Consider the following 7,523-nt stretch of genomic DNA (forward strand, 5'->3'; position numbering starts at 1 on the left):
GCGGCACCGGGCCGGGCGGGGTGATCCGCCGCGCCGACGTGGAGGCCGCCTCGGCCGCGCCGGCCGCGAAGCTCGCCGCCGTGCCGGACACCCCGGCCGCGCATGTCGGGCTGGCCCCGGCCGCGGACGGCGACGTGGTCATCCCACTCACCGGCATCCGCAAGGCCATCGCCGACAAGCTCTCCCGCAGCCGGCGGGAGATCCCCGAGGTGACCATCTGGGTGGACGTGGACGCCACCGGGCTGCTGGCGACCCGGGCCGCGATCAACGCCGCCACCCCGGACGCGCCGGTCAGCATCCTGGCCCTGCTGGCCCGGATCTGCCTCAGCGGCCTGCGGCGGTACCCGCAGCTCAACGCCCACGTGGACACCGAGGGGCAGCGGATCGTCCAGTCGGCCGGGGTGCACCTGGGCATCGCCGCGCAGACCGACCGGGGCCTGCTCGTCCCGGTGCTGCGCGACGCCCAGCGGCTGACCACCCTGGAGCTGGCCGCCGCGCTCGCCGAGACCACGGCGGCCGCACGCGCCGGCACCCTGCCCCCGGCGCGGCTGACCGGCGGCACCTTCACCCTCAACAACTACGGCGTGTTCGGGGTGGACGGCTCCACCCCGATCATCAACCACCCGGAGGCGGCGCTGCTCGGCGTCGGCCGGATCGTGGACAAGCCCTGGGTGGTCGACGGGCAGCTCGCCGTGCGCAAGGTGACCCAGCTCAGCCTCACCTTCGACCACCGGGTCTGCGACGGTGGCGTGGCCGGCGGCTTCCTGCGGCACGTGGCGGACTGCGTCGAGCAGCCCGCCCTGCTGGTGGCGAACGTCTGAGCCCCGGCCCCGGCCACCCTGGTGGCCGGGGCCGCACCCCGTTTCTCCGCCCTCGGACCGGGAAGACGATCCCGTCGCCGACGGGAGGGACGGATGGCGTATCCGCACATGCCCTCGGCCGGTGGGGTGCGCCCGCATCCGGTCGCCGGCGCGCCGCTGATGTGCGACGCGCGGGAGCACGGGCTGACCGGGGACGGGACGACCAACGACCAACCGGCCTTCGCCGCGCTCGTGGACCTGCTGGGCGACGCGTACGCCGCCGACGGGCGGGCCCGGGTGATCTACTGCCCGCCCGGGGTGTACTCGATCCGGGACGCCGGCACCGTCTGGCGGACCGGCGTCTCGCTGGTCGGCGCGGGCCCCGGCGCCACCCGGTTCGTGCTCGGCAACCCGGGCAACCGGGCCGACCCGACCCCGCTGGCGTTCCACACCGCCGAGCTGCACGGCGCGAGCCCGGAGCGGCACCTGGCGTACTGCACCTTCGCCGACTTCGAGATCGACGGGTCCGGGGTGGCGATGGCCGAGTACAACCCGCTCGCCAAGGGGCTGGGCCTCCAGTACGTGGTCCGGGGCATGTTCCGCAACCTCTACATCCACCACACCGCGGCGACCGGCCTGGGCTGCGACTTCCTCCAGGACTGCCTGATCGACGGGGTGCTGGTGGCCGGGTGCGGGCGGATGGACAACGGCACCGAGATGGGCGGCGCGGGGATCGGGATCGGGATCGGCGGCTGGGGCAGCGTCGAGCGGGTCAACGTGGTGAACTGCTCGGCGGTCGGCAACGCCACCAGCGGGATCTTCTTCGAGCTGCAGTTTGAGGGCGGGCTGCGCCCGCGCGGCATCCGGGTGGTCGGCTGCCACGCCGAGGGCAACCGCTTCGGCATCGCCGACTGGGGCGCCAACGGCCTCGTCGTCTCGGCGTGCACGCTTGTCGGCAACCTCGACGCGGGCTTCCAGGTCTCGGCCAAGGGCACCACCGGCACGGCGGGTCGCGGCGGCCTCCTCAGCGACTGCGTGATCGACGCGAACCTGCGCGACGGGATCAGCATCGGCAACACCCCCGGGCCGTACACCGTGCGGGGCAACCGGATCAGCGGCAACGGCCGGTACGGCTACCACCAGCGCAGCCTGGGCGACGCGGGGCAGGAGTGCGCCCGCGAGATCGTGATCGAGAGCAACGACTTCTACGGCAACAGCCTGGACGCCGTCCGCTTCGACCGGCCGGTCCGGGACGCGTTCGTCGTCGACAACCGGATCCGGGCGAACGGCCGCCAGTGCGGGCCCGGCGACCGGAGCGGCGGCGACACGGTCCGGTACAGCGAGAGGTCGGTGATCGACCGCCGGGCGAGCTGGCGGGGCGACGCGCACCGGGGCAAGACCATCCGGGTGGGCGAGCGGGTCGGGGTGGTCGCCGCGAACGACGAGAACGAACTGCACCTGGCTCCGGTCCGGCCGGGCGCCTTCACGGGCTGGAGCGCGGACACCCCGAATCCCGGCAGCCGCTACGAGATACCCGGGTCGCCGGCGACCCGGGCCGGCATCACCGTCAACGCGGTGCTGGACTCGGCCACCATCCGGGGCAACCGGGTCTGGGACAGCCACGAGCCGACCACCCAGACGCACGGGCTCTGGGTCACCGCGGAGGGCGGCTTCGTCGGCTGCCGGGTCGAGGACAACGACCTGGCCGGGAACGCGGAGGCGCCCATCCGGTTGGACACGCCGCCCGTGGGCGGCCGTTGGGAACGCAACCACGGGGACGACGACCGGGGGTGAACCGGTCGTCGCGGCTCGTCCGTCGCAACCGGTCACGGCCGTGACGCGCCACGCGTCGACGTCGCGGATTTCCCATTTCCGTACGGCCGCGCCGAAATCGAAGTCAGCCGCCGCTGGCAATTCCGCCGAATATGCCACGGCGTCCCGGAAGCCGTACAGAATGTGAGCCAAGGGGGAGTGGAAATGGGGTGCGGAATATGGACGTGAGGCGGCGATTGACGCTATTGGCGGCAACCATCGCAGTCACACCGCTGGTGGTCGGCGGGTGCACCGCCGGCCAGCGGGAGGCCGTGAAGCCCGGCCATGGCAAGGCGGCCGCTGCGCCGTCGGTGACGGTCACCCCGGCGGACCGGACGAAGGGCGTGCCGGTCAGCGCCGAGGTGGGGACCACGGTCAGCGGCGGGAAGGTCACCGCGGTGAAGCTCACCGACGACAAGGGTCGACCGGTGCCGGCGCAGCCGCGCGAGGACGGGTCGGGCTGGGTGCCGGACCGGCCGCTGGAGAATGCGAGGACGTACACCGCGGAGGTGACCGCGACCGGCGATTCCGGGCGGACCACCACGCAGAAGACGACGTTCACCACGATGGCGAAATCGACCAAGCCGACCATCACCAGCGAACTCTATTTCACCGGTAATCAGACATACGGGACCGCGATGCCGGTGGTCGTCGCATTCGATCCGCCAATTCCGAAAGAGGCCAGAGCGGACGTGCAGCGCCGGTTGTTCGTGAAGACCGACCCACCGCAGCCGGGCGCCTGGTCGTGGGAGTCCGACGGCAAGCAGGTCGAGTACCGGGCGCCCGACCACTGGAAGTCCGGCACGAAGATCAGCGTACGGAGCGCGCTGCAGGGGCTGCCGATCGGCAAGGACGCCATCGGCGACGCCGACCACAGCGCGACCTCCAGCATCGGCCGGCAGGTCTCGCTCGACATCGACAACGCCACCAAGCAGATGTCCGTCTACCAGGACGGCAAGCTGCTCCGCAAGGTCCCGGTGAGCATGGGCAAGTCGAGCACGCCCACCTCCAGCGGCAAGATGGTGATCATGGAGAAGTTCGACCGGACCACCTTCGACACCCGGGGCTCGGCCGATCCTTACGTGGTCGACGTCGATGACGCCCAGCGGCTCACCTGGGGTGGCGAGTTCATCCACTCCGCCCCGTGGTCGGAGGGGGAGCAGGGCTTCACCAACACCTCACACGGCTGCACTAACGTCTCCGCGGCGGCCGCGGACTGGCTGATGGGCGTCACTCACGTCGGCGACCTGGTGACCATCAAGGGCACCGAGGTGAAGCTGGACCAAGGCAACGGGTTCACGGCCTGGAACGTCAGCTGGGACGAGTTCATCAAGGGCAGCGCGCTGCCCGTACCGACCGGGCTGCAGCCCACCCACGTCGCCACGCCGCACCCGGGCGCGGTGGCCGGCGGATCGGCGCCCGCCCCGGCCCCGTCCAAGAGCAACACCGGCGGCTGACCACGGGGGAGGAACGGCCGGGGCCGGCCCGCGAACAGCGCGGGCCGGCCCCGCGCCGGCTCCGGCTCAGACCGACAGCGCGGGCCGGCCCGCGGGGTTCAGTCCAGGTCGACCCGGGCCACGCCCGTCGCGGTCAGGCTGCCCAGCCACAGGCGCCGGCCGTGCTGCCGCACGCCGGTGACCATCGGGTACGCCCCGCTCGGGCCGTGCAGCGTGCGCAGCACCCGCCCGGCCCCGTCGACCAGCGCGACCAGCCCGTAGCGGCGGGGCTGCGGCTGCACCGCCCCCGGCAGCAGGGCGACGAGCTGGCGCACCCGGGGATGCGGCAGCAGCTTCTCCATGATCTGCAGCCGGGGGCTGGGCAGCGCGATCCAGTAGGTGCCGTCGCCCACCGCCGAGACGTTGTCCGGGTAGGCCGGCAGGTCGGCCAGCACGGTGGCCCGGCCGTCGGGCAGGTCCACCCGGAGCAGCCGGTGGGTGGCCGTCTCGACCAGCATCAGGCCGGACTCGTCGGGGGTGAGCGCCACCCCGTTGGGGAAGTAGAGACCGCTCGCCACCACCTCCGTGCGCCCGGTCCGCCGGTCGTACGCCAGCACCCGGCCGTTGGGCCGGTGCTCCAGCAGGTCCCGCTTCCAGTGCGAGAGCGGGAACCGGTCCGAGGAGTCGGTGAAGTAGATCGTGCCGTCGCGGGCCACCGTGGCGTTGTCGGCCAGGTGCACCGGCGGCCCCGTGCCGGTCAGCTCGTGCACCGCCCCGTCCGGCGTGACCCGCAGCAGCCCTCGGTACGCGTCGCAGACCACCAGCCCACCGTCGACCGGGTCCAGCTCGATGCCGAGCGGCCGGCCGCCGGTCTCGGCGAGCAGCGTGGGGCGGGTGCCGGCCGGGGCGTCCGCCGGCCACCACCAGAGCCGGCCGTCCTCGTCGCCGCTGACCACCCGGCCGTCCGGGTCGATCAGCACGTCCTCCGGGCCGTGGGCGCCGTCGGGCAGCGGCAGCAGGTCGGCCCGGTCCAGCCGGACGTCGGTGGGGGCCCACGGCCCGTCCAGCGGCGGTGGCACGGTGGCCGGCTCGCGGACCGGCCGGATCAGCAGGGGCGCGCGGGCGGGGGACGACCATCCGGCCATTCTTCCCCGCCGATGCCCCGGCCGGGAGTACCCGGCGGCGTGTCCCCGCGGCGGGTTCACCCCGGGCGGACGGCCTGCGGGATGACCCGGAGGCCGCTCAGGGTCCCACCCGGGACCTACCCGGAAACCCGCCGCGGGCGGGGCGGAACTGTCGGGGGTGGGGGATAGGTTCGGGGGCATGGGAAGCAGCGGCGACCGGTTCCACGTGGCGATGAGCGTGAGCGACCACGTGGTGGACCTGCGGGCGGTCGGCGAGATCGACATCGCGACCGTGGCCTCGTTCCGGGCCGCGCTCTGGTCGGCCCCGGCGCGGCCGGTGCTGCGGCTGGACCTGTCCGGGGTGCGGCTGCTCTCCGCCGCTGGGGTGCGTGCGCTGGTCGCCGCCCACCTGCGGGTCCGGGCCCGCGGCGGCGAGCTGGTCCTGGTCGACCCCGACCCGGTGGTTGCCCGGGTGCTGCGCGCCACCGGGCTGCACCGGGTGCTGCCGGTCCGTGAGTCGGCCCGGGAGCTGGTCACCTGCGCCGCGGCCTGACCGGCCGGACGCCAGGGACGGGTCGTGACGCCCGCCAGGGCCGCCGGCGTGCCGCCGACGGCCCTGCCAACGGCGTGCGGGTCAGCGGACGCCGACGAGGTCCACCACGAAGACCAGCGTCTCGTTCGGCTTGATCACGCCGCCGGCGCCCCGGGCGCCGTAGCCCAGGTGCGGCGGGATGGTCAGCCGACGCCGGCCGCCGACCTTCATGCCTACCACGCCCTGGTCCCAGCCGGCGATGACCTGGCCGCCGCCGAGCGGGAACTCGAACGTGTCACCCCGGTTCCACGACGCGTCGAACTCGCGGCCGGTCGAGTGCGCCACGCCCACGTAGTGCACATTGGCCAGCTGGCCGGGGCGGGCCTCCGGGCCGTCGCCGACCGTGATGTCCTCGATGACGAGATCGGCGGGCGGCGCGCCCTCGATCGGGCCAACCTCGGGCTTCTCCATGAGCGGGTCTCCTCGGTGCTGACGGGTGCGGTCCCCGTCGATCCTGCCGGATCGCGGCCGGCCGATACGCGTCGGTCCCCGCCGTGGCGTGGCGGCGGCGGGACGGCCTGGTCACCGTCCAGGTCCGGGCCGGTGAGGTCACCCTGGCCGGCGGGCTCACGCCGCCGCGGCGAGCTGGGCGGCGAGCAGTGCGGGAGCCTCGGCCAGCGAGGGCCCGTACCAGGTGAGGTGCCGGCCGGAGACCAGCGCGGCCGGCACGCCGGGGAACGCCTCCGGCCCGTCGCCGGCGGTGAACCGGTACGGCTCGTCCGGCAGCACCACCAGCTCCGGCTCCCGGGCGCGCAGCTCGTCGAGGCCGGGCCGGGGGTAGCGCTCCGGGTGGTCGGCGTACCGGTTGGTCACGCCGAGCCGGTGCAGCACGTCACCGGCGAAGGTGTCCCGGCCGAGCACCACCCAGGGGCGCCGCCACACCGGCACCACCGCCGCCCGCGGCGTGGCCGGCGCGGGCGGTGCGGCCCAGGCCCGGCGGGCGGCCCGCAGCCAGTCCGGCTCGCCGGCCACGCCGAGCGCGCGGACCAGCTCGCCGAGCTGGGTCAGCGCCTCCGGCACGGTACGCGGAAAGGTGACCCGTACCGGCACGCCGGCCGCCCGCAGCGCCTCCGCGTCGGCGAGGCGGTTCTCCTCCTCGTTGAGCAGCACCAGGTCGGGCCGGAGCGCGCGCACCCGGTCCAGGTCCGGATACTTGCTCCCGCCCACCCGGGCGACGTCCAGCCCGGCCGGGTGGGTGCACCAGTCGGTGGCGCCCACCAGCACCTCGGGGCGGGTCAGCGCCACCGCCTCGGTCAACGACGGCACCAGCGACACCACCCGCACGACCGCTCCCTCCCTCGTCCCGGCCCATCGTCGCGTATCGACGGTCGCCGGTCCGCCGGCCGGGACCGGGGAACCGGCCCGGGAGCCGGCACCGGGGCGTTGATCGGCCGGTCAGCCGGCCGTCTCGTCCACCAGCACGGTCACGTCCAGATGGGCGGGGCGGCAGCCGACCGTGGCGGCGAACCGGCGTACCGCCGCGTCGACGTGCGCCCGGGCCGCGCCGAGCCCGACGGACGGGCTCAGGCGCACCTCGACCCACATGTCCGGCCCGGTGACCGGGCCGGTCAGCACCACCCGGGCCCGGCGGATCCCGGGCGCCCGGAGCATGTCGCGTTCCAGCGCGCCGGTCAGCACGCCGCTCGCCACCCGCGTCCGGCCGGCCCCGTCGCCGGGGTGCGCGAGCGTGCCGCCGAGCCGGTCCGGCACCCGCAGCCCGGCGGCGAGCAGCCGCTGCCCGAGCAGGGCGAGCAGGAGC

The 7,523-nt window shown here is 74.7% G+C and carries 8 protein-coding genes; 4 read left to right on the forward strand and 4 right to left on the reverse strand.

The window, feature by feature from the left end:
• From B0E53_RS30990 to B0E53_RS31000, 3 genes are all read left to right on the forward strand, one after another.
• Nucleotides 1-821, forward strand: an 821-nt coding sequence (locus B0E53_RS30990) for a dihydrolipoamide acetyltransferase family protein (protein WP_146167825.1), incomplete at its 5' end; no start/stop codon positions are given.
• 93 nt (nt 822-914) lie between these two features.
• Complete coding sequence (locus tag B0E53_RS30995) at nt 915-2,594, forward strand: right-handed parallel beta-helix repeat-containing protein (protein WP_107079229.1); 1,680 nt, start codon at nt 915-917, stop codon at nt 2,592-2,594.
• 197 nt (nt 2,595-2,791) lie between these two features.
• Nucleotides 2,792-4,069, forward strand: coding sequence for an Ig-like domain-containing protein (locus tag B0E53_RS31000; protein ID WP_107079230.1), 1,278 nt, complete (start codon nt 2,792-2,794; stop codon nt 4,067-4,069).
• A 98-nt stretch (nt 4,070-4,167) separates the two neighbouring features.
• Here the strand turns inward: B0E53_RS31000 and B0E53_RS31005 are convergent, their stop codons facing one another.
• Complete coding sequence (locus B0E53_RS31005) at nt 4,168-5,193, reverse strand: SMP-30/gluconolactonase/LRE family protein (RefSeq protein ID WP_246835683.1); 1,026 nt, start codon at nt 5,191-5,193, stop codon at nt 4,168-4,170.
• Between the two features lie 178 nt (nt 5,194-5,371).
• Here B0E53_RS31005 and B0E53_RS31010 point away from each other — a divergent pair, with 178 nt between their 5' ends.
• Nucleotides 5,372-5,725, forward strand: coding sequence for an STAS domain-containing protein (locus tag B0E53_RS31010; protein ID WP_107079231.1), 354 nt, complete (start codon nt 5,372-5,374; stop codon nt 5,723-5,725).
• Nucleotides 5,726-5,806: 81 nt separating this feature from the next.
• Here the strand turns inward: B0E53_RS31010 and B0E53_RS31015 are convergent, their stop codons facing one another.
• The 3 genes from B0E53_RS31015 to B0E53_RS38075 form a co-directional block, all read right to left on the reverse strand.
• A complete protein-coding gene (locus tag B0E53_RS31015) occupies nt 5,807-6,175 on the reverse strand; it encodes an FKBP-type peptidyl-prolyl cis-trans isomerase (RefSeq protein ID WP_107079232.1) in 369 nt (122 codons plus the stop codon).
• A 156-nt stretch (nt 6,176-6,331) separates the two neighbouring features.
• Nucleotides 6,332-7,048: a helical backbone metal receptor gene (locus tag B0E53_RS31020; protein ID WP_107079233.1), complete on the reverse strand. Its 717-nt coding sequence runs from the start codon at nt 7,046-7,048 to the stop codon at nt 6,332-6,334.
• Between the two features lie 111 nt (nt 7,049-7,159).
• Nucleotides 7,160-7,523, reverse strand: a 364-nt coding sequence (locus B0E53_RS38075; RefSeq protein WP_210406284.1) for a hypothetical protein, incomplete at its 5' end; no start/stop codon positions are given.

It is taken from the genome of Micromonospora sp. MH33 (assembly GCF_003013775.1).
GTDB lineage: Bacteria > Actinomycetota > Actinomycetes > Mycobacteriales > Micromonosporaceae > Micromonospora > Micromonospora fulviviridis.